Source organism: Paraburkholderia sp. 22098 (assembly GCF_052045935.1).
Classification (GTDB): domain Bacteria; phylum Pseudomonadota; class Gammaproteobacteria; order Burkholderiales; family Burkholderiaceae; genus Paraburkholderia; species Paraburkholderia caledonica.
The window spans coordinates 13770-33601 of the sequence record NZ_JBQEPV010000009.1 but is presented as its reverse complement, the minus strand read 5'-3'; the positions used below and the strand labels follow the sequence as shown (position 1 = coordinate 33601).

General features: G+C 60.4%; 21 protein-coding genes. 17 read left to right on the top strand and 4 right to left on the bottom strand.

Annotated elements, in window-relative coordinates; genetic code table 11:
* The first annotated feature begins 80 nt into the window (after positions 1 to 80).
* From nuoG to nuoI, 3 genes are read left to right on the top strand one after another with little or no spacing between them, the layout of a single operon-like run.
* A complete protein-coding gene (nuoG, locus tag ACTJLB_RS19710; protein ID WP_440784255.1) occupies positions 81 to 2414 on the top strand; it encodes an NADH-quinone oxidoreductase subunit NuoG in 2334 nt (777 codons plus the stop codon).
* Entirely contained in the window at positions 2415 to 3479 is a 1065-nt protein-coding gene (gene nuoH, locus ACTJLB_RS19705; RefSeq protein ID WP_020069587.1) for an NADH-quinone oxidoreductase subunit NuoH, read from the top strand. It abuts the gene before it with no gap.
* A gap of 15 nt (positions 3480 to 3494) precedes the next feature.
* Positions 3495 to 3983 carry an NADH-quinone oxidoreductase subunit NuoI gene (gene nuoI, locus ACTJLB_RS19700; RefSeq protein ID WP_020069588.1) on the top strand — a complete coding sequence of 163 codons (489 nt, stop codon included), beginning with the start codon at positions 3495 to 3497 and terminating at the stop codon, positions 3981 to 3983.
* Here nuoI and ACTJLB_RS19695 read toward each other — a convergent pair.
* Complete coding sequence (locus ACTJLB_RS19695; protein ID WP_131320520.1) at positions 3980 to 4204, bottom strand: hypothetical protein; 225 nt, start codon at positions 4202 to 4204, stop codon at positions 3980 to 3982. The genes nuoI and ACTJLB_RS19695 overlap by 4 nt on opposite strands.
* Between ACTJLB_RS19695 and ACTJLB_RS19690 the strand changes: the two genes are divergently transcribed.
* The 14 genes from ACTJLB_RS19690 to ACTJLB_RS19625 all read left to right on the top strand — a co-directional run bounded on the left by ACTJLB_RS19690 (position 4194) and on the right by ACTJLB_RS19625 (position 16411).
* Positions 4194 to 4880, top strand: a complete 687-nt coding sequence (locus tag ACTJLB_RS19690) for an NADH-quinone oxidoreductase subunit J (protein ID WP_020069589.1) — start codon at positions 4194 to 4196, stop codon at positions 4878 to 4880. The genes ACTJLB_RS19695 and ACTJLB_RS19690 overlap by 11 nt on opposite strands.
* Before the next feature lie 20 nt (positions 4881 to 4900).
* Positions 4901 to 5206, top strand: coding sequence for an NADH-quinone oxidoreductase subunit NuoK (gene nuoK / locus ACTJLB_RS19685; RefSeq protein WP_013339863.1), 306 nt, complete (start codon positions 4901 to 4903; stop codon positions 5204 to 5206).
* Positions 5207 to 5223: 17 nt separating this feature from the next.
* Positions 5224 to 7299 carry an NADH-quinone oxidoreductase subunit L gene (gene nuoL, locus ACTJLB_RS19680; RefSeq protein ID WP_440784254.1) on the top strand — a complete coding sequence of 692 codons (2076 nt, stop codon included), beginning with the start codon at positions 5224 to 5226 and terminating at the stop codon, positions 7297 to 7299.
* A 14-nt stretch (positions 7300 to 7313) separates the two neighbouring features.
* A complete protein-coding gene (locus ACTJLB_RS19675) occupies positions 7314 to 8804 on the top strand; it encodes an NADH-quinone oxidoreductase subunit M (protein WP_440784253.1) in 1491 nt (496 codons plus the stop codon).
* Between the two features lie 24 nt (positions 8805 to 8828).
* A complete protein-coding gene (nuoN, locus tag ACTJLB_RS19670; RefSeq protein WP_088173592.1) occupies positions 8829 to 10301 on the top strand; it encodes an NADH-quinone oxidoreductase subunit NuoN in 1473 nt (490 codons plus the stop codon).
* Complete coding sequence (locus ACTJLB_RS19665; RefSeq protein ID WP_027776670.1) at positions 10301 to 10597, top strand: DUF2818 family protein; 297 nt, start codon at positions 10301 to 10303, stop codon at positions 10595 to 10597. The genes nuoN and ACTJLB_RS19665 overlap by 1 nt, the downstream gene beginning before the upstream one ends.
* Before the next feature lie 43 nt (positions 10598 to 10640).
* Positions 10641 to 11231, top strand: coding sequence for an NUDIX domain-containing protein (locus ACTJLB_RS19660; protein WP_020069594.1), 591 nt, complete (start codon positions 10641 to 10643; stop codon positions 11229 to 11231).
* Between the two features lie 317 nt (positions 11232 to 11548).
* Complete coding sequence (locus tag ACTJLB_RS19655) at positions 11549 to 11794, top strand: hypothetical protein (RefSeq protein WP_251031432.1); 246 nt, start codon at positions 11549 to 11551, stop codon at positions 11792 to 11794.
* Positions 11795 to 11839: 45 nt separating this feature from the next.
* Positions 11840 to 12364 carry a helix-turn-helix transcriptional regulator gene (locus ACTJLB_RS19650; protein ID WP_020069595.1) on the top strand — a complete coding sequence of 175 codons (525 nt, stop codon included), beginning with the start codon at positions 11840 to 11842 and terminating at the stop codon, positions 12362 to 12364.
* A 261-nt stretch (positions 12365 to 12625) separates the two neighbouring features.
* A complete protein-coding gene (locus tag ACTJLB_RS19645) occupies positions 12626 to 13051 on the top strand; it encodes a DUF1178 family protein (protein ID WP_440784252.1) in 426 nt (141 codons plus the stop codon).
* Positions 13052 to 13099: 48 nt separating this feature from the next.
* Positions 13100 to 14296: an acyl-CoA dehydrogenase family protein gene (locus ACTJLB_RS19640; protein ID WP_214877686.1), complete on the top strand. Its 1197-nt coding sequence runs from the start codon at positions 13100 to 13102 to the stop codon at positions 14294 to 14296.
* A 10-nt stretch (positions 14297 to 14306) separates the two neighbouring features.
* Positions 14307 to 15434: an acyl-CoA dehydrogenase family protein gene (locus tag ACTJLB_RS19635; RefSeq protein WP_440784250.1), complete on the top strand. Its 1128-nt coding sequence runs from the start codon at positions 14307 to 14309 to the stop codon at positions 15432 to 15434.
* 36 nt (positions 15435 to 15470) lie between these two features.
* On the top strand, positions 15471 to 15929 hold the full coding sequence (locus ACTJLB_RS19630; RefSeq protein ID WP_027776676.1) for a MaoC family dehydratase: 459 nt from the start codon (positions 15471 to 15473) through the stop codon (positions 15927 to 15929).
* A gap of 2 nt (positions 15930 to 15931) precedes the next feature.
* Positions 15932 to 16411 carry a MaoC family dehydratase gene (locus tag ACTJLB_RS19625; protein WP_440784248.1) on the top strand — a complete coding sequence of 160 codons (480 nt, stop codon included), beginning with the start codon at positions 15932 to 15934 and terminating at the stop codon, positions 16409 to 16411.
* A gap of 88 nt (positions 16412 to 16499) precedes the next feature.
* Here the strand turns inward: ACTJLB_RS19625 and ACTJLB_RS19620 are convergent, their stop codons facing one another.
* From ACTJLB_RS19620 to ACTJLB_RS19610, 3 genes are all read right to left on the bottom strand, one after another.
* The gene (locus tag ACTJLB_RS19620) at positions 16500 to 17201 is read right to left on the bottom strand and encodes a glutathione binding-like protein (protein WP_087754072.1); all 702 of its coding nucleotides are present in this window, start codon (positions 17199 to 17201) and stop codon (positions 16500 to 16502) included.
* A 144-nt stretch (positions 17202 to 17345) separates the two neighbouring features.
* Complete coding sequence (locus ACTJLB_RS19615; protein ID WP_204522143.1) at positions 17346 to 18602, bottom strand: acyl-CoA dehydrogenase family protein; 1257 nt, start codon at positions 18600 to 18602, stop codon at positions 17346 to 17348.
* Between the two features lie 120 nt (positions 18603 to 18722).
* A complete protein-coding gene (locus ACTJLB_RS19610; RefSeq protein ID WP_440784247.1) occupies positions 18723 to 19829 on the bottom strand; it encodes a phosphotransferase in 1107 nt (368 codons plus the stop codon).
* Between the last annotated feature and the right edge of the window lie 3 nt (positions 19830 to 19832).

Genomic DNA, 19832 nt, shown 5'->3' with positions numbered 1-19832 from the left:
ACCACGGGATTTCATTGCCTGAAAGGGCGATGAACGGGGCGAACGATTGAGCGGTAACAGGTTAAGGAAGATTGACCATCATGGTTGAACTTGAAATAGACGGCAAGAAAGTAGAAGTGCCTGAAGGCAGCATGGTGATCCAGGCTGCGCATAAGGTCGACACGTACATTCCTCACTTCTGCTATCACAAGAAGCTGTCGATTGCGGCCAACTGCCGGATGTGTCTCGTCGATGTCGAGAAAATGCCGAAGGCCGTGCCCGCATGCGCGACGCCGGTGTCGGCCGGCATGATCGTGCGCACCAAGTCGGACAAGGCGGTGAAGGGCCAGCAAGCCGTGATGGAATTCCTGCTGATCAACCACCCGCTGGATTGCCCGATCTGCGATCAGGGCGGCGAGTGCCAGTTGCAGGATCTCGCGGTGGGCTACGGCAAGTCGTCGTCGCGTTATAGCGAAGAAAAGCGTGTCGTGTTCCACAAGAACGTCGGCCCGCTGATCTCGATGGAAGAAATGTCGCGTTGCATTCACTGCACGCGCTGCGTGCGCTTCGGCCAGGAAGTGGCCGGCGTGATGGAGCTCGGCATGCTGGGCCGCGGCGAACATTCGGAAATTACGTCGTTCGTCGGCAAGACGGTCGACTCCGAACTGTCGGGCAACATGATCGACCTGTGCCCGGTCGGCGCGCTGACCAGCAAGCCGTTCCGCTACAGTGCACGTACGTGGGAACTGTCGCGCCGCAGGTCGGTGAGCCCGCATGATTCGGTCGGCGCGAACCTCGTGGTGCAAGTGAAGAACAACCGCGTGATGCGCGTTCTGCCGTTCGAAAACGAAGCAATCAACGAATGCTGGATTTCGGACAAGGACCGCTTCTCGTACGAAGGCCTGAATAGCCCGGAGCGTCTGACGCAGCCTATGCTGAAGCAGGGCGGCAAGTGGGTCGAAACCGACTGGCAGACCGCGCTCGATTACGTGGTGAAGGGTCTGAGGGGCATCAAGGGCGACCACGGCGCGAACGCGCTGGCCGCGCTCGGCAGCGCCCACAGCACGGTCGAAGAACTGTTCCTGCTGAAGCAGCTGGCTCAAGCGATCGGCACGTCTAACGTCGACTTCCGTCTGCGTCAGTCGGATTTCTCGGCTCCGGTCAACGGCACGCCGTGGCTCGGCACCGCGATTGCGGATCTGTCGAACATCGACTCGGCTCTGGTGATCGGCTCCGATCTGCGTCGCGATCATCCTCTGTTCGCCGCACGCCTGCGTCAGGCCGCAAAGGGCGGCGCGAAGCTCACGCTGGTTCAGGCAACGGGCGACGACGCGCTGATTCCGCAAGGTCAACGTCTGGCCGCAGCGCCGTCGGCGTGGCTCGATACGCTGGCTGGCATTGCATCGGCGGTGTCGCAAGCGAACGGTACAGCGCTGCCTGAAGCTTTCTCGAGCGCACAAGCTACGGACTCGGACAAGGAAGTCGCGAAATCGCTCGCAACCGGCGAACGCCGTCTCGTGCTGCTCGGCAACGGCGCGGTGCGTCATCCGGATTTCGCGGTCATTCATGCTGCCGCCCAATGGATCGCGGACGCAACCGGCGCAACGCTCGGTTTCATGACGGAAGCGGCCAACACGGTCGGTGCGCATCTGGTGAACGCATTGCCGGGCGAGGGCGGTCTGAACGCTCGCGAAGTGTTCGAGCAGCCGCGCAAGGGCTATCTGCTGCTGAACGTCGAACCGGAATTCGATACAGCGAATCCGGCTCAGGCTTTGGCGGCGCTCAAGCAAGCTGAAATGGTTGTCGTGATGTCGCCGTTCCAGACCGGCGCAGAATACGCCGACGTGCTGCTGCCGATCGCGCCGTTCACGGAAACGGCCGGCACGTTCGTCAACGCCGAAGGTACGGTGCAGTCGTTCAACGGCGTAGTGCGTCCGCTTGGCGATACGCGCCCGGCATGGAAGGTGTTGCGCGTGTTGGGCAGCCTGCTGGGTGTGCCCGGTTTCGAGTACGACACGGCGGAAGAAGTCCGCCAGGCCGCTCTCGGCGACGGCGAACTGCAGTCGCGTCTGTCGAACAGAACCGGCGTGGCAGTTGCGCGCGGCAAGACGGCTAAGGCGGCGGAAGGCAAGTTCGAGCGAATCGCCGACGTGCCGATCTATCACGCCGACGCGCTCGTCCGTCGCGCGGAGTCGCTGCATCTGACCGCCGCGGCGCGTGCCGCGAACAACGTCGGCCTGCCGGCTGCGCTGTTCGACAAACTGGGTTTGAAAGAAGGCGACGCGGTTCGCGTGCGCCAGGGCGAGCAATCGGTGCAGTTGCCGGCCGTGCGCGACGCGAATCTTGCGGAGACGGTCGTCCGCGTATCGGCGGCTACGCCTGCCGGTGCGGCGCTGGGCAGCCTGTTCGGTGAACTGGTGGTGGAGAAGGCGTAAATGAGCTTGTTCGATACGATCAACTCGGGCGGCACCCAGCTTCTCGGTGTGGCATGGCCCACGGTGTGGGCACTGGTGCGCATCCTTGTGGTGGCCGTCGTGATCCTGCTGTGCGTGGCTTACCTGATTCTGTGGGAGCGTAAGCTGATCGGCTGGATGCACGTGCGTCTCGGCCCGAACCGCGTCGGCCCGGCGGGTCTCCTGCAGCCTATCGCCGACGTGCTGAAGCTGTTGCTGAAAGAAGTGATTCAGCCTGCTCAGGCAAGCCGCTGGATTTACCTCATCGCGCCGATCATGGTGGTGGTGCCGGCCTTCGCGGTCTGGGCGGTCATTCCGTTCCAGGCGGGCGCGGTGCTCGGCGACATCAACGCGGGTCTGCTGTATGCGATCGCGATTTCGTCGATCGGCGTGTACGGCGTGATTCTGGCGGGCTGGGCGTCGAATTCGAAGTACGCGTTCCTCGGCGCGATGCGTGCCGCGGCGCAAATGGTCTCCTACGAAATTTCAATGGGCTTCGCGTTGGTCGTCGTCCTGATGACGGCGGGCACGCTGAACCTGTCGGGCATCGTCAATTCGCAGGAGCAGGGCTTCTTTGCATCGCACGGGCTGAACTTCCTGTCGTGGAACTGGCTGCCGCTGCTGCCCATGTTCGTGGTGTACTTCATCTCGGGCATCGCCGAAACGAACCGTCACCCGTTCGACGTGGTGGAAGGGGAGTCGGAAATCGTCGCGGGCCACATGATCGATTACTCGGGGATGGCGTTTGCGCTGTTCTTCCTCGCCGAGTACATCAACATGATCGTGATCTCGGCCTTGGCGTCGACACTGTTCCTCGGGGGCTGGAGCGCACCGTTCGGGTTCCTGTCGTTTATCCCCGGCATCTTCTGGCTCGTCCTCAAGGTCTTCCTGTTGTTGTCGGTGTTCATCTGGGCGCGTGCCACATTCCCGCGTTACCGCTATGACCAGATCATGCGTCTCGGCTGGAAGATTTTCATTCCAGTTTGCGTGGTATGGCTGGTGGTGGTCGGCTTCTGGATTATGTCGCCGTGGAATATCTGGAAATAAAGGGCGGATGAACTCATGACCGCAATCCAAAATTTTTTCAAGACCTTCTTTTTGACGGAGCTCCTCAAGGGCCTCGCGCTGACCGGACGTTATACGTTCCAGCGCAAGGTCACGGTGCAGTTCCCCGAAGAGAAGACGCCGATGTCGCCGCGTTTTCGTGGCCTGCACGCGTTGCGCCGTTATGAAAATGGCGAAGAGCGCTGCATCGCATGCAAGCTGTGTGAAGCCGTGTGTCCCGCGCTCGCCATCACGATCGAGTCGGAAACGCGCGAGGACAACACGCGCCGCACGACCCGTTACGACATCGACCTGACCAAGTGCATCTTCTGCGGTTTTTGCGAAGAGAGCTGCCCGGTCGACTCGATTGTCGAGACGCACATTCTCGAATATCACGGCGAGAAGCGCGGCGATCTGTACTTCACCAAGGAAATGCTGCTGGCCGTGGGCGATCGCTACGAAGCGGAGATCGCCGTGAACAAGGCTGCCGACGCACCGTATCGTTAAACGTTCGAGTTGTCGAAGCGGTAGATGCGGCAGTTGCGCATCGATATCAGTAAATGCAGCAGTAACACGGCCTGTTGTCGGGCCGAGCGCCGCGGCCCGAGTGCCGTGGCACGGCGCACCTGTGCGGCTGTTCTGGCGGTTTTTGCGCTGTTGCCAGACACACGTGCCAAAGAAAATGCCTGACGATGGCCTAACGATGAACCGGTAATCATGGAATTCACGACCGTACTGTTCTACATCTTCGCGCTGCTCCTGGTGGTTTCAGGGCTGAAGGTGATCACCTCGCGCAACCCGGTGTCGTCCGCACTGTTTCTCGTGCTGGCGTTCTTCAACGCAGCCGCGATCTGGATGCTTCTGCAAGCCGAGTTCCTCGCAATCCTGCTGGTGCTGGTCTATGTGGGCGCCGTGATGGTGCTGTTCCTGTTCGTCGTGATGATGCTCGACATCAACATCGACGTGCTGCGCAAGGACTTCAAACGCTTCGTGCCAATGGCCACCGTGGTGGGCGCGATCATCGTGCTCGAAACCGCGTTGATCCTGTGGCACGGCTACGGCGCGACCAGCACCGTGGTGCGTGACACGACCGCTGCCGCGAACGGCATGGGCGACTGGTCGAACACCCGCCTGATCGGCAAGGTGATCTACACCGACTACATCTTTGCGTTCGAAGTCGCCGGCCTCGTGCTGCTGGTGGCGATCATTGCGGCAATCGCGCTGACCACGAGCCACAAGAAAGACAGCAAACGCCAGAACGTCAGCCAGCAGGTGAAGGTGCGTGCCCAGGACCGTGTGCGCGTCGTCAAGATGCCGTCGGAAAAGAGCGCGGCAACCGTCGCGGCGGAAGAAGCCGCAGCAGCGGCGGCAGCTGCCGAATCGGCATCTGCCAAGAACAGCTGAGCGGACAGGAGATAGAAACCATGTTGACCCTTGCTCATTACCTTGTGCTCGGCGCGATTCTCTTTGCGATAAGCGTCGTTGGCATTTTCCTGAACCGTCGCAACGTCATCATCATCCTGATGGCGATCGAATTGATGCTGCTCGCGGTGAACACCAACTTCGTCGCTTTCTCGCATTACCTCGGCGACGTGCATGGCCAGATTTTCGTCTTCTTTGTGCTGACGGTTGCGGCAGCGGAAGCGGCGATCGGCCTCGCAATTCTGGTGACCCTGTTCCGTAGCCTCGACACGATCAATGTCGAAGATCTCGATCAGCTCAAAGGTTAATTTCAGGAAAAGCGGTTATGTCCACGATACTCAATGAAAACCTGCTGCTGGCGATTCCGCTGGCACCGCTGGCCGGTTCCCTGATTGCTGGGCTGTTCGGCAAGGCGGTAGGGCGCGCGGGTGCGCACTCGGTCACCATTCTCGGCGTTGCGATTTCGTTCGTGCTGTCGATGATGGTGTTCTTCCAGGTGCTGGACGGCGCGAGCTTCAACGCGACCGTCTACGAATGGATGACGATCGGCAAGACGAAGTTCGAAGTCGGCTTCCTCGTCGATTCGCTGACGGCAATGATGATGAGCGTCGTGACCTTCGTGTCGCTGATGGTGCACATCTACACGATCGGCTACATGGCCGACGACGACGGTTATCAGCGCTTCTTCTCGTACATCTCGCTCTTCACGTTCTCGATGCTGATGCTCGTAATGAGCAACAATTTCCTGCAGCTGTTCTTCGGCTGGGAAGCAGTGGGTCTCGTGTCGTATCTGCTGATCGGCTTCTACTTCACGCGTCAGTCCGCGGTGTACGCGAACATGAAGGCGTTTATCGTGAACCGCATCGGCGACTTTGGCTTTCTGCTGGGTATCGGCCTGCTGTTCGCGTTCGCCGGTTCGATGAACTACGGCGACGTGTTTGCAAAGCGCACCGAACTCGCGGCATTGAGCTTTCCGGGTACCGATTGGGGCCTGCTGACGGTGGCCTGCATCTGTCTCTTCATCGGCGCAATGGGTAAGTCGGCGCAGTTTCCGCTGCACGTGTGGCTGCCCGATTCGATGGAAGGCCCCACGCCGATTTCCGCGCTGATTCACGCGGCAACCATGGTGACGGCCGGCATCTTCATGGTCACGCGCATGTCGCCGCTGTTCGAACTGTCGGATTCGGCGCTGTCGTTTGTGATGGTGATCGGTGCGATTACCGCGCTGTTCATGGGCTTCCTCGGGATCGTCCAGAACGACATCAAGCGTGTGGTGGCGTATTCCACGTTGTCGCAACTCGGCTACATGACGGTCGCGCTCGGCGCGTCGGCTTACCCGGTCGCCGTGTTCCACCTGATGACGCACGCGTTCTTCAAGGCACTGCTGTTCCTTGGCGCCGGTTCGGTGATCATCGGTATGCACCACGATCAGGACATGCGCAACATGGGCGGCCTGCGCAAGTACATGCCCATTACGTGGATCACGTCGCTCGTCGGTTCGCTCGCGCTGATCGGCACGCCGTTTTTCTCAGGCTTCTATTCGAAAGACTCGATCATCGACGCGGTGAAGCTGTCGCATCTGCCGGGTTCGGGCTTTGCATACTTCGCCGTGGTGGCCAGCGTTTTTGTTACCGCGCTGTATTCGTTCCGTATGTACTTCATGGTGTTCCACGGCAAGGAGCGCTTCCGCGATCCGAAGCATCCGGAATCGCCGATGGGCGCGGAAGCCGCGGCACACGGTCATGGCAATGGGCACGACGACCACGGGCACGGTCATGGTCACGACGACCACGGTCACGCTCACGAGCCGCATGAAACGCCTTGGGTGGTGTGGCTGCCGCTCGTGCTGCTGGCGATTCCTTCTGTCGTGATCGGTGCAATCGCAATCGGTCCGATGCTTTTCGGCGACTTCTTCCAGCACGGTGTGGCGTTCGACAAGGTGATCTTCATCGGCGAAAACCATCCCGCATTGCATGAAATGGCGGAAGAGTTCCACGGCTGGGCGGCAATGGGCCTGCACTCGGTGGCGGGTCTGCCGGTCTGGCTGGCGCTCGCAGGTGTGGTCGTCGCGTGGTTCCTGTATCTCGTTCGTCCCGAATTGCCGGCTACCATCAAACGCGCATTCGGACCGATCTACACGCTGCTCGACAACAAGTACTACATGGACAAGATCAACGAAGTCGTGTTCGCGCGGGGCGCCGTGGCAATTGGCCGTGGTCTCTGGAAGGAAGGCGACGTCGTCGTGATCGACGGTATCGTCAATGGCAGCGCACGCTTCATCGGCTGGTTCGCCGGCGTGATCCGCTTCCTCCAATCCGGCTACATCTATCACTACGCGTTCGCCATGATTATCGGCATGTTGGGGCTCCTGACCCTGTTTGTAACGCTCGGCGGCAAATAAGGCGAGGGACACTAATGCACGCTTATCCGATTCTTAGTATCGCCATCTGGTTGCCGGTCCTTTTTGGCCTGCTGGTTCTGGCCATCGGTTCTGACCGGAACCCGGGCCCCGCGCGCTGGGTCGCGCTGATCGGCTCGGTCGCCAGCTTCATCGTGACGATCCCGCTGATCACCGGTTTTGATTCGAGCAGCGCGGATCTACAGTTCGTCGAAAAGGCGAACTGGATCGAACGATTCAATATTACTTATCACCTGGGTGTCGACGGCATCTCGATGTGGTTTGTCGTGTTGACCGCATTGATCACCGTGATCGTCGTGATCGCCGCGTGGGAAGTGATCACGAAGAACGTGGGCCAGTACCTCGCGTCGTTCCTGATTCTGTCGGGCATCATGGTCGGCGTGTTCAGCGCGGCCGACGGCATGCTGTTCTACGTGTTCTTCGAAGCGACGCTGATCCCGATGTACATCATCATCGGCGTGTGGGGCGGGGCGAACCGCGTGTATGCGGCGTTCAAGTTCTTCCTGTACACGTTGATGGGTTCGCTGCTGATGCTGGTCGCGCTGCTCTATCTGTACGTCCAGACCGGCACGTTCGACCTGGCGACCTGGCAGCACGCGCAGATCGCGATGACACCCCAGGTGTTGCTATTCATAGCGTTCTTCATGGCGTTCGCCGTGAAGGTGCCGATGTGGCCGGTTCACACGTGGTTGCCTGACGCCCACGTGGAAGCGCCGACGGGCGGCTCGGTGGTGCTGGCGGCGATCATGCTGAAGCTCGGCGCCTACGGTTTCCTGCGCTTCTCGATGCCGATCGCGCCGGACGCCAGCCACTTCCTCGCGCCGGTTGTGATTACGCTGTCGCTGATCGCGGTGATCTACATTGGTCTGGTCGCGATGGTGCAGGCCGACATGAAGAAGCTGGTCGCGTATTCGTCGATTGCACACATGGGCTTCGTCACGCTCGGCTTTTTCATCTTCAATCAGCTCGGCGTTGAAGGCGCGATCGTCCAGATGATCTCGCACGGCTTCGTGTCGGGCGCAATGTTCCTGAGCATCGGCGTGCTGTACGACCGCATGCACTCGCGTCAGATTGCGGATTACGGCGGCGTCGTCAATGTCATGCCGAAGTTTGCGGCCTTCGTGATGCTGTTCTCCATGGCAAATTGCGGCTTGCCGGGCACCTCCGGTTTTGTCGGCGAATTCATGGTGATTCTGGCTGCCGTCCAGTACAACTTCTGGATCGCGTGCGGCGCGGCTGTCACCCTGATTCTCGGCGCGGCCTATACGTTGTGGATGTACAAGCGCGTGTACTTCGGCGCTGTCGCCAACGACCACGTGAAGAGCCTTGTCGACATCAGCCGCCGCGAGTTTTTCATGCTGGCAGTGCTTGCCGCACTGACACTGTTCATGGGCCTGTATCCGAAGCCCTTTACCGATGTGATGCACGTATCCGTGGAAAACCTCCTCTCCCACGTTGCGCAGTCCAAGCTGCCGTTGTCTCAGTAACGCAGAGCGGAGGAATTAAAGACCATGCAAAACGCCCCTATGACTGCCCTGTTGCCCGACGCGCTGGTGATGCTCGCCGTTGTCGTCGCGTGGCTCAACGACACGTTCGTCGGCCAGGCCGGTCGCCGTACCACGTACCTGATCGCGGTCCTGTCGACGCTCGTCGCCGGCATCTGGTTCGCGGTCAATGCGTTCGACCCGTCAGTGCACTACTTCTTTAGCCGTATGTATGTGGTCGACTCGTTCGCGAGTCTGATGAAAGCGGTGGTGACGCTTGGCTACACGGTCTCGATCGTGTATTCGCGCCGCTACCTCGAAGATCGCAGCCTGTTCCGCGGCGAGTTCTTCCTGCTGGGCATGTTCTCGTTGCTCGGACAGCTCGTCATGATCTCGGGCAACAATTTCCTGACGCTGTACCTCGGTCTGGAACTGATGTCCCTGTCGCTGTATGGCGTGATCGCGCTGCGCCGCGAAGCTGCGCCGTCGAACGAAGCTGCCATGAAGTACTACGTGCTCGGCGCGCTGGCTTCCGGCTTCCTGCTTTACGGCATTTCGATGCTGTACGGCGCGACCGGCTCGCTCGACCTGAACGAGGTTTTCAAGGCAATCGGCCAGAGCCATTACGACCCGAGCGTGCTGCTGTTCGGCGTGATCTTCATCGTGGCGGGTGTTGCGTTCAAGATGGGTGCGGTGCCGTTCCACATGTGGGTGCCTGACGTGTACCAAGGCGCGCCGACGGCCATGACGCTGCTGGTTGGCGGTGGTCCGAAAGTCGCGGCATTTGCCTGGGGTCTGCGCTTCCTCGTCATGGGACTGTTGCCGCTCGCCGTCGAATGGCAGCAAATGCTGGTGATCCTGGCGGCGCTTTCGCTGATCGTCGGCAATATCACCGGTATCGTGCAGCGCAACGTCAAGCGTATGCTCGCGTACTCGGCGATCTCGAACATGGGCTTCGTGCTGCTCGGTCTGCTGGCCGGCGTGGTCGATCACAAGACCACGGGCGCTGCCAGCGCGTACGGCTCGGCGATGTACTACAGCATCGTCTATCTGATCACGACAATGGGGACGTTCGGCGTCATCATGCTGCTCGCACGCCGCGAATTCGAAGCCGACACGCTGGAAGACTTCAAGGGTCTGAATCAGCGCAGCCCGGTGTTCGCGTTCGTCATGATGGTCATGATGTTCTCGCTCGCCGGCATTCCGCCCGCGGTCGGTTTCTACGCGAAGCTCGCAGTGCTGCAGGCCACCATGAACGCCGGCCTGACCTGGCTGACGGTGCTGGCCGTGATCACGTCGCTGTTCGGCGCGTTCTATTACCTGCGTATCGTCAAGCTGATGTATTTCGACGAGCCGCAAGACAAGTCGGCGATCGTGGCAGACACGGGTACGCGCGCGTTGCTCGCGCTCAATGGCGTTGCCGTGCTGGTGCTCGGTATCGTGCCCGACCCGCTGTTGAAGGCTTGCCTGCAGGCTATTCAGCACACCCTGTCGTTCTGATGTCCGCAGCGGGTTGGTTTATCGTGCTGTTGGCACTGGTCGGTGCCAACCTGCCGTTCCTGAATCAGCGACTCTTCGCCGCCGTGCCGCTCAAGGCGGCGAAGAAAAGCGCATGGATCCGGATTGCCGAACTGATCGTGCTGTACTTCGTGGTCGGCGCGTTGGGTTTTCTGCTTGAAGCGCGTGCGGGCAATCGCTTCGATCAGGGCTGGCAGTTCTACGCAATCACATTCGCGCTATTCGTTGTGTTCGCGTTTCCCGGCTTCACCTTCCAGTATCTCGTCAAACGCCGCTGACGGCGTCCCGCCGTCGCGCACCACGCTGTTCCGAGGTCCGCATATGGCTGAACTTCCCGATCACGACGCCGCGCTCACCGAGACGTGTGTCGAGAGCAAAACGGTTCATCAAGGGCCGTTTCTGACGCTCAAGTGCGACACGGTCCGCCTGCCGGACGGCAAGCATGCCACCCGCGAATACGTGCAGCATCCGGGCGCCGTGATGGTGATTCCCATGTTCGACGACGGTCGTGTGCTGCTGGAGAGCCAGTATCGCTATCCGATGGGCAAGGTCATGGTCGAATATCCGGCCGGCAAGCTCGATCCGAACGAAGGCGCACTAACTTGCGCGGTGCGCGAGTTACGTGAAGAAACCGGGTATACGGCGCGTGAGTACGTGTATCTGACGCGCGTTCACCCGATCATTTCGTATTCCACTGAATTCATCGACATCTATCTTGCGCGCGGCCTCACGGCCGGCGAGCGCAAGCTGGACGACGGCGAGTTCCTGGAGCTCTTCACTGCGACGGTTCCCGAAGTGTCGGAGTGGGTACGGACCGGCAAGATCACCGACGTGAAAACAATAATCGGCACGTTCTGGCTGGAAAAGGTGTTGTCGGGCGCCTGGCCGCTCGCGCAGCCGCAGTCGCAATAATCCCGCCGTCGGGCGCCGAGCGGCGCTTGCATCGCGTGCATACAGCCCCTGTCGGTCGAGGACCGGCGGGGGCTTTTTCATGGCGATGCGCCGCCGGGCCACAGCATCTGCCGCCTTGTCTGAATAAGCGCGCCTTTGTCTTATGCCATCAGGCAGTCTCGCTTCGTTGCCGTGGTAACTCTAGTATGGATCTCTCAAGACGTCTTCATCGCTCATGTGTTTCGGATAACGAAACATCTGAAGCGCTTGAGTCGGATGAGACAGACATAAGTTGTCACTTGACAACCTGTGTCGCGAGTACTACATTGGAGGTCCGGATGGTTCGTCGAACCCATGCAAAGAAAGAGATAGAGGCCGCGTTGACCTATGCCGAGCGGCGCGGCTGGCGCATACAAAGCGGCGGAACGGGCCACGCCTGGGGAAAGATGTATTGCCCTTATAAAGAGGCGGAATGTCGCTGCGGCGAGTTCTGCATTTCGAGCGTATGGAGCACGCCGAAAAACGCCGTGAATCACGCCAGACACTTGCGGCGCGTTGTCGATAATTGCACGGCGCACCGTTAGCAAACGCTGAGTGGCAAGCCTTGAATGAACAAGCAGGAGTAGCACATGGAATATACATTTACGTTGAAGTACAAGCTTGCCGCGCAAGACTGCGATCTTGACGCGATCGTCGAGAGGTTGGGTGAAGCGGGTTGCGACGACGCCACGATCGGCGTGGGGCAGCCGGGGCGGCTCGCGCTGGTGTTCTCGCGTGAAGGGACGTCCGCGCTAGAGGCGTTGGTCAGCGCGCTCGGTGACATTAAAGAGGCGGTGCCGTCGGCGCGACTGGTCGAGGCAGGCCCGGATTTTGTGGGCCTGACCGACGTAGCGGAGATTGCCGGCGTGTCGCGGCAGAACATGCGCAAGCTGATGCTGAGTCATGCGGTCGAATTCCCGCCGCCGGTGCATGAGGGAAGTGCGTCAGTCTGGCATTTGTCCGACGTGCTTGACTGGCTGAACTCGCGCGGCGGGTACGATATCAACGCAGAGGTATTCGACGTTGCCAGATCGGCCAAACAGATCAACCTGGCCAAAGAGGCACGAGGACTTGAGCCGCGGCTTAATCGGCGGCTGGAATGCCTCGTGGCTTGAATCCGGCAATCAGCAGAGACAGCAATGCGGCTTCGTCGGCAGACCGATCGCGGCTCGTACCGGCGCTTACGTTCTAAGGTTGACCTCGCGCTTTGCGGTATCCGGCCTTCGGCAGCGGTTTGCCCAACGCGTTAAAATCGCCCACCACGTCTGAACTTCTGAGCAGCGCGTTATCGCGACTCGCCCCGCATGAAGTTTTTACGAACGACCGTTCACAAATTTTGTATTTGCGCTAAACTGGCACGCAAGCCCTGATTCCACATGAAGGTCCTCGATTTACAGTGTCCGCACGGCCATCGGTTCGAAGGCTGGTTTGCTTCGGCTGATGACTTCGAATCGCAGCAGTCTCGCAAGCTGGTCGAATGTCCACTTTGCGGCGCGAAAGAGGTGAGCCGTTTGCCGTCAGCCCCACGCCTCAATCTGTCGGGTGCGACGGAAACAAAGGCGCCGTCGGCGCCCGGCGAATTGCAGGCGCGTGTCATGCGTGCGTTGCGCGAGGTACTGGAAAAGACCGAGAACGTGGGCGACCGCTTCGCTGAGGAAGCGCGGCGCACTCACTACAACGAAGCGCCCGCACGCAATATTCGCGGTGTCACAACACCAGAAGACGCGCGAGCTTTGGTCGAAGAAGGCATCGAAGTGATGCCGTTGCCGGTCCCGGCTGCTTTGAAGGAACCTCTGCAGTAACGCAGTGGCTCTCTGGCGGCGGGCGGTGGCGGCCAGGAGACACTACGTATGAATCTGGACTATTCCCCCACTGAAACGGCGTTTCGCGCCGAGATCCGCGTTTGGCTCGAAGCCAATCTGCCTCGCGAGCTGAGCGAGAAAGTACTCAACCACAAGCGTTTGAATCGCGAAGACTTCGCAAGCTGGCACAAGCTGCTAGGTACGCGAGGCTGGTCGGCTGTGGCTTGGCCCAAAGAGTATGGCGGCCCCGGTTGGGACGCGACCCAGCGGCATATCTGGGACGAAGAGTGCGCACGTGTCGGTGCGCCTACCGTATTGCCGTTCGGCGTGTCGATGGTCGCGCCCGTTCTCATGAAGTACGGTAGCGAAGCCCAGAAACGCTATTACTTGCCGCGTATTCTCGACGGCACCGACTGGTGGTGCCAGGGTTACTCGGAGCCCGGTTCAGGCTCCGACCTCGCGTCGCTGCGAACACGCGCCGAACGTGTCGGCGACCATTACGTCGTCAATGGCCAGAAGACCTGGACCACGCTGGGGCAGCACGCAGACATGATGTTCTGCCTCGTGCGCACGGACAGCGGCGCGAAAAAGCAGGAGGGCATTTCATTCCTGCTCATCGACATGAAAACGCCGGGTATTACGGTACGGCCCATCATCACGCTCGACGAAGACCATGAGGTCAACGAAGTCTTCTTTGAAGATGTCAAGGTGCCCGTCGAAAATCTGGTCGGCGAAGAAAATCGCGGCTGGACTTACGCGAAGTATCTGTTGGGACATGAGCGCACCGGCATCGCGCGCGTCGGTCAATCCAAGCGCGAACTGGTTTTTCTCAAGCGCCTTGCGCTCGACACAAACAAGAACGGCAAGCCGCTACTCCATGACCCGGTATTCGCTGCAAAAGTCGCGAATCTCGAAATCGAACTGATGGCGCTGGAAGTCACCGTGCAACGCGTCGTCGCGAATGAAGCGGGCGGACGCGGACCGGGACCGGAGGCGTCGATGCTGAAGATCAAAGGCACGGAAGTGCAGCAAGCGTTGACTGAGCTCATGTTTGAAGCGGTCGGACCTGCCGCCGCGCCGTTTGACGTACCGTTCCTCGAAGGCGAGCGCGAGCACAGCATCGCCGGAGACGACGACGCTGCGCCGTTGGCTGCGTATTACTTCAACTTCCGCAAGACGTCGATTTACGGCGGCTCGAACGAAATTCAAAAGAACATCATCGCGCAGATGATTCTCGGACTTTGAGGAGCGGCGCATGGACTTCACTTTCAACGACGAGCAACAGCAACTTGCCGACGCGCTGCGCCGCTATCTGGACAGGAACTACGGCTTCGAAGCGCGCCAGGCGATCGTGAGATCGGATGCCGGGATCTCGGAAACGCATTGGGCCGCTTTCACTGAACTGGGCTTGCCGGCATTGCCTGTGCCCGAGGCGCAAGGCGGCTTCAATGGCGGAGCCGTCGATATGCTGGTCGTCATGCAGGAGCTCGGTCGCGCGTTGGTGGTCGAGCCTTACTGGGCCACCGCGGTTGGCATCGAAGCGCTGCGTATTGCAGGCACGGGGCAGGGCGAGGACGCATCGTTACTGGAGCGCGCGGCGCAAGGCGAGATCAAGCTCGCCGTGGCGTTTCACGAGCCGAAGGCTCGCTACGATGTGTTTGAGATCGCGACAGTCGCGACCTCGCAAGGCGAACAGCACACGCTGACCGGTACGAAGTCAGTCGTGCTGCACGGCGCGCAGGCGAATTACTGGATCGTGCCTGCGCGTTCGAACGGCGAGATCGCGCTCTTTGTCGTGCCGCGCGACGCGGCAGGCGTCAAGATCACCGATTACCGAACCATCGACGGCCAACGCGCAGCGACGCTCGAATTCAACGGCACGCCCGCGCGCCAATTGCGCGGCCAGCACTCAGGTGCGGCGGCGTTGGAGCACATCGCCGACTACGGCACGCTGCTGCTCTGTGCTGAAGCGGTTGGCGCGCTGGACGCATTGAACACCGCGACCGTCGACTACACAAAAACTCGACAGCAGTTCGGCCAGCCGATTGCGCGCTTTCAGGCATTGCAGCACCGCATGGTCGAGATGCTGATTCACGCCGAGCAGGCCCGCTCGGTCACGTACCTTGCCGCCATGCGCTATTCGAGCGAAGACGCCGATCAGCGTCGCCGCTCGATCTCCGCCGCGAAAGTACGTGTGGGGCAAGCGGCGCGTTTTGTCGGCCAGCAAGCGGTTCAATTGCATGGCGGCATGGGCGTGACGAACGAGGTCGCGGCCGCGCATCTGTTCAAACGTCTCGCTATTATTGAGACCACACTGGGCGATGTCGATCATCATCTTGCGCGGTTCGCCGCGCTGCCCGGTTTTGCCAGCATCGAAGTTTAAGTGGCCGATTGAATCGACCCGCAAGGAGATAGCGCAATGGCTTTGAGTTACGAGGACATGACGGTCGGATCAACGACCGAGATCGGCAAGCATACTTTCACGCGCGACGAGATCGTCGAATTCGCTGAGAAGTTCGATCCGCAGCCGTTCCACCTGAACGAGGCCGCGGCCGAGAAGTCGCCGTTCCGCGGATTGGTGGCGAGCGGCTGGCATACGTGTTCGGTCATGATGGGCATGCTGGTGCGTAACGCGCTGGCGGACTCCACGTCGATGGGGTCGCCCGGCATCGACGAGATACGCTGGCTCAAACCGGTACGCGTCGGCGATACGATCACCATGACGAATTCCGTGCTCGACAAGCGCATCTCCGAAAGCAAACCGGATCGCGGCATCGTATCCACGCAATGGGCGGGCATCAACCAGCATGGCGAGACGGTCGTTACGGTGCGCTCGAAAGGAATGTTCGGACTGCGCAATCCGGGCGCGGCGTCGTGACAATGGCGAGCACGCCACCGGCTGCCGCGTTCCGGAATGCCGCGGCGTTGCGTGCGCTTGTCGGAGCGGCGCCCCTCACTAGCGACTGGGTGACGATCGACCAGCAGAGCGTCGATCGCTTCGCGCAAGCCACCGGCGACCATCAATGGATTCACGTCGATCCGGAGCGGGCGCTGCGCGAGTCGCCCTTCGGCGGCGCAATCGCGCACGGCTTCATGACTCTCTCATTGATCCCCGCGCTGCTCGAAAAAACAGTACGGCTCGAGCAGCGGATGGGCGTGAACTACGGGTTGAACCGTGTGCGGTTTACGTCGCCGGTACTCGTCGGCAAGCGATTGCGCGCACAGTTCGTCGTAGCGTCCGTGGCCGACGTCGATGCCAGCAATGCCGGCGTGCAAGTAGTGTGGAACGTCACGTTGGAGCGCGAGGGCAGCGAACGGCCCGTGTGTGTCGCCGAGTTCATCACTCGCCACTATTTCTGACGCCCCGCGGCCGATACGGAGACGGCGTAGACAGCAAGCTCTTCGGCTCACGCTTGCTTGCCATCTTGCCGCCCCACACCTCGATCTTTTAATGCTTCGCGTATTGCGTCGCGCCGAACAGCACTTCTTTCGCCTTGTCGTCCATCAGAGGCTTGCGAGCGGACGCCAGCACTTCGACGCCGCGTACAACCGCCGGGCGCGCCGCGATTTCCTCGTGCCATCGCTTCACATTCGGAAACGCATCAAGTTCGATGCCCTGGTTCTGCCACGAGCGGGTCCACGGGAACGATGCGATGTCCGCGATCGTATAGTCGTTTCCGGCGAGGTACTGGGTTTTGCCAAGCTGCTTGTCCATGACGCCATACAGGCGCCGCGTTTCGTTCGTATAACGGTTGATCGCGTACTCGATCGGCTCGGGCGCATAGACACGGAAGTGGTGTGTCTGCCCCAGCATCGGACCGAGACCGCCCATCTGGAACATCAGCCATTGCAGAACGGAATAACGCTCAGCCGGATCGGTCGGCAGGAAGCGGCCCGCTTTCTCAGCGAGATAAATCAGGATCGCGCCGGACTCGAACAACGCGAACGGTTTGCCGTCCGCGCTCTTTGGACCTTCGGAATCCACAATGGCGGGAATTTTGTTGTTTGGACTGATATCGAGAAATTCGGCCTTGAACTGATCGCCAGCGCCGATGTTCACTGCATGCACCGCGTACTCGAGTCCCGTCTCCTCGAGCATGATATGAACCTTGTGGCCGTTCGGGGTCGCCCAGCTATAGACGTCGATCATCCTCGCTCCTTTCGTTCTGTAAAGCGGCGCTCCGAGGAGCGCCGCGCTTGACGAAAATTAGAGCATAGATCGCACGATGATGCTGGCGGCGCCCACAGATGCGCGCCTGGCCAGCAGTGCTCGAAACGAAGTTCGAGCAGGACGTCAAACGCGCGCAGCCGGCGTCTCCACACTAGCCGCCGCAGGTTCGATGTAACGTGCAAGCTCCAGTTTCGCGATTGCATTGCGATGCACTTCGTCCGGACCGTCCGCAAAGCGCAAGGTCCGCGCGGAGGCGTAAGCGTAAGCCAGCGGGAAGTCGTCGCTGACGCCGCCGCCGCCGTGCGCCTGAATGGCCCAGTCGATTACCTGACACGCCATGTTCGGCGCCACGACCTTGATCATCGCGATCTCGCCGCGCGCGCCCTTGTTGCCGACGGTGTCCATCATGTACGCGGTTTTGAGCGTGAGCAGCCGTGCCTGTTCGATCATGCAGCGCGCCTCGGCGATACGTTCCTGCGTGACGCCTTGCGTAGCAACAGGCTTGCCGAACGCGACGCGTTGCATCGAGCGTTTGCACATCAATTCGAGCGCACGCTCCGCAAGTCCGATCAGACGCATGCAGTGGTGGATGCGTCCCGGTCCAAGACGCCCTTGTGCAATCTCGAAGCCGCGGCCTTCGCCGAGCAGCATGTTCGTTGCAGGCACGCGTACATTGTCGAGCGTGATTTCCATATGGCCATGCGGCGCGTCGTCGTAGCCGAAAACGGAAAGAGGGCGGTGCACAGTAACGCCTGTCGCGTCGGCGGGCACGAGGATCATTGACTGCTGCTGATGGCGCGGCGCATCGGCATCCGTCTTGCCCATCACGATATAAATTTTGCAGCGCGGATCGCCCGCGCCCGAAGACCACCACTTGTGACCATTGATCACGTAGTAGTCACCATCGCGCACGATGCTGGTCTGGATATTGGTCGCATCAGACGACGCCACTTCCGGCTCCGTCATCAGAAAGGCAGAACGAATCTGCCCTTGCAGAAGAGGTTCGAGCCATTCGCGTTTGTTCTCTTCGCTGCCGTATCGCTCGATCGTTTCCATGTTGCCGGTGTCGGGCGCATTGCAATTGAACACCTCCGGCGCCCATGGCACCCGGCCCATGATCTCGCACAGCGGCGCGTATTCGAGGTTGGTCAAGCCGGCGCCGCGCACCGAGTCGGGCAGGAATAGGTTCCACAAGCCCGCGTCGCGCGCATTCTGCTTGAGTCGCTCAATCAGTTCGGTCGGCTGCCATGCGTTGCCGTTCAGCCGGTTTTGCGCAATCTCCGCGTAGAACGCTTGTTCGTTCGGATAAATGTGCTCGTCGAAGAAGGCGAGCAGTTTTTCGCGCAATGCCTGAACTTTCGGCGTGTAATCGAAATTCATCTATGGACCTCGCGGATAACGGACGAAATTTAATGTGGGCGCTGCTTGCTGTGCTGTTTGCCATTCGCTTTTTGCTGCGCGCAGGCGTGTTCAGCAGTCTCCAGGCGCATTCAAGCGCGGTCAACGCACTTTCTGCGCATATTGCCAGGCGAGGTCGGCCATCGGCTTTGCCCGCCGGCCGGCGTCGAGCGCCTGCGCACTGGCCGCAGTGCCGTCGACCACACGCTTCATGATGCCCTGCAGAATCGCGGCGATACGGAACATGTTGTAGGCGAGGTAGAAATTCCAGTCGCCCTGAATTTCAAAGCCCGTGCGCTTGCAATAGCGCGCGACGTACTGCTGTTCGTCGGGAATGCCGAGCGCCGACCAATCGAGACCGGCGATGCCGCGAAACTGTGCGGGATCGACATGCCACGACATGCAGTGATAGGCGAAGTCGGCGAGCGGGTCGCCTAACGTAGACAGTTCCCAATCAAGCACCGCAAGCACTTTCGGTACCTCGCGATCGAAGACGAGGTTATCGAGCCGGTAGTCGCCATGCACGATCGAGGCGCGCTCGCCGGATTGCGTCGGCATGTGCTGCGGCAGCCATTCGATCAGGCGCTGCATTGCGTCGATAGGCTCGGTCTCGGACGCAAGGTACTGCTTGCTCCAACGGCCGATCTGACGCGCAAAATAGTTGCCAGGCTTGCCGTAGTCCGACAGTCCCACGCTCGTGGCATCGACGCTGTGCAGCGCTGCAATCACGCGGTTCATCTCGTCATAGATTGCGCTTCGTTCACTGGCAGTCATGCCTGGCAGCGACTGGTCCCACAACACGCGGCCATCGACGAAACCCATGACATAGAACGCACGGCCTATCACGCTTTCGTCCTCGCACAGGGCGAGCATTTGCGCGACAGGCACGTCGGTGTCTGCGAGCGCATGCATTACGCGGTATTCACGTTCGATAGCATGCGCAGACGGCAGCAACTTTGCCGCCGGCCCAGGCTTCGCGCGCATCACGTAGGCTCGCGACGGCGTGACCAGTTTGAATGTCGGATTCGACTGGCCGCCGGCGAACTGCTCGACCGTAAGCGGTCCGGAGAACCCATCGACATGCTGTGTCAGCCAGGCGGCAAGCGCTTCGTCGTTGAAGCGCTGCCGATCATTGACCGGGCGCGTGCCCTCGAAGGCAGAGTAGTCCGCTTGCTGTTCCGGCTCGCCGCTTTGTGTGGCTTGCACCATGTG

Coding starts and splice junctions, on each gene's coding strand:
- nuoG (WP_440784255.1), top strand. CDS start 81: ATGGTTGAACTTGAAATAGACGGCAAGAAAGTAGAAGTGCCTGAAGGC.
- nuoH (WP_020069587.1), top strand. CDS start 2,415: ATGAGCTTGTTCGATACGATCAACTCGGGCGGCACCCAGCTTCTCGGT.
- nuoI (WP_020069588.1), top strand. CDS start 3,495: ATGACCGCAATCCAAAATTTTTTCAAGACCTTCTTTTTGACGGAGCTC.
- ACTJLB_RS19690 (WP_020069589.1), top strand. CDS start 4,194: ATGGAATTCACGACCGTACTGTTCTACATCTTCGCGCTGCTCCTGGTG.
- nuoK (WP_013339863.1), top strand. CDS start 4,901: ATGTTGACCCTTGCTCATTACCTTGTGCTCGGCGCGATTCTCTTTGCG.
- nuoL (WP_440784254.1), top strand. CDS start 5,224: ATGTCCACGATACTCAATGAAAACCTGCTGCTGGCGATTCCGCTGGCA.
- ACTJLB_RS19675 (WP_440784253.1), top strand. CDS start 7,314: ATGCACGCTTATCCGATTCTTAGTATCGCCATCTGGTTGCCGGTCCTT.
- nuoN (WP_088173592.1), top strand. CDS start 8,829: ATGCAAAACGCCCCTATGACTGCCCTGTTGCCCGACGCGCTGGTGATG.
- ACTJLB_RS19665 (WP_027776670.1), top strand. CDS start 10,301: ATGTCCGCAGCGGGTTGGTTTATCGTGCTGTTGGCACTGGTCGGTGCC.
- ACTJLB_RS19660 (WP_020069594.1), top strand. CDS start 10,641: ATGGCTGAACTTCCCGATCACGACGCCGCGCTCACCGAGACGTGTGTC.
- ACTJLB_RS19655 (WP_251031432.1), top strand. CDS start 11,549: ATGGTTCGTCGAACCCATGCAAAGAAAGAGATAGAGGCCGCGTTGACC.
- ACTJLB_RS19650 (WP_020069595.1), top strand. CDS start 11,840: ATGGAATATACATTTACGTTGAAGTACAAGCTTGCCGCGCAAGACTGC.
- ACTJLB_RS19645 (WP_440784252.1), top strand. CDS start 12,626: ATGAAGGTCCTCGATTTACAGTGTCCGCACGGCCATCGGTTCGAAGGC.
- ACTJLB_RS19640 (WP_214877686.1), top strand. CDS start 13,100: ATGAATCTGGACTATTCCCCCACTGAAACGGCGTTTCGCGCCGAGATC.
- ACTJLB_RS19635 (WP_440784250.1), top strand. CDS start 14,307: ATGGACTTCACTTTCAACGACGAGCAACAGCAACTTGCCGACGCGCTG.
- ACTJLB_RS19630 (WP_027776676.1), top strand. CDS start 15,471: ATGGCTTTGAGTTACGAGGACATGACGGTCGGATCAACGACCGAGATC.
- ACTJLB_RS19625 (WP_440784248.1), top strand. CDS start 15,932: ATGGCGAGCACGCCACCGGCTGCCGCGTTCCGGAATGCCGCGGCGTTG.
- ACTJLB_RS19620 (WP_087754072.1), bottom strand. CDS start 17,201: ATGATCGACGTCTATAGCTGGGCGACCCCGAACGGCCACAAGGTTCAT.
- ACTJLB_RS19615 (WP_204522143.1), bottom strand. CDS start 18,602: ATGAATTTCGATTACACGCCGAAAGTTCAGGCATTGCGCGAAAAACTG.
- ACTJLB_RS19610 (WP_440784247.1), bottom strand. CDS start 19,829: ATGGTGCAAGCCACACAAAGCGGCGAGCCGGAACAGCAAGCGGACTAC.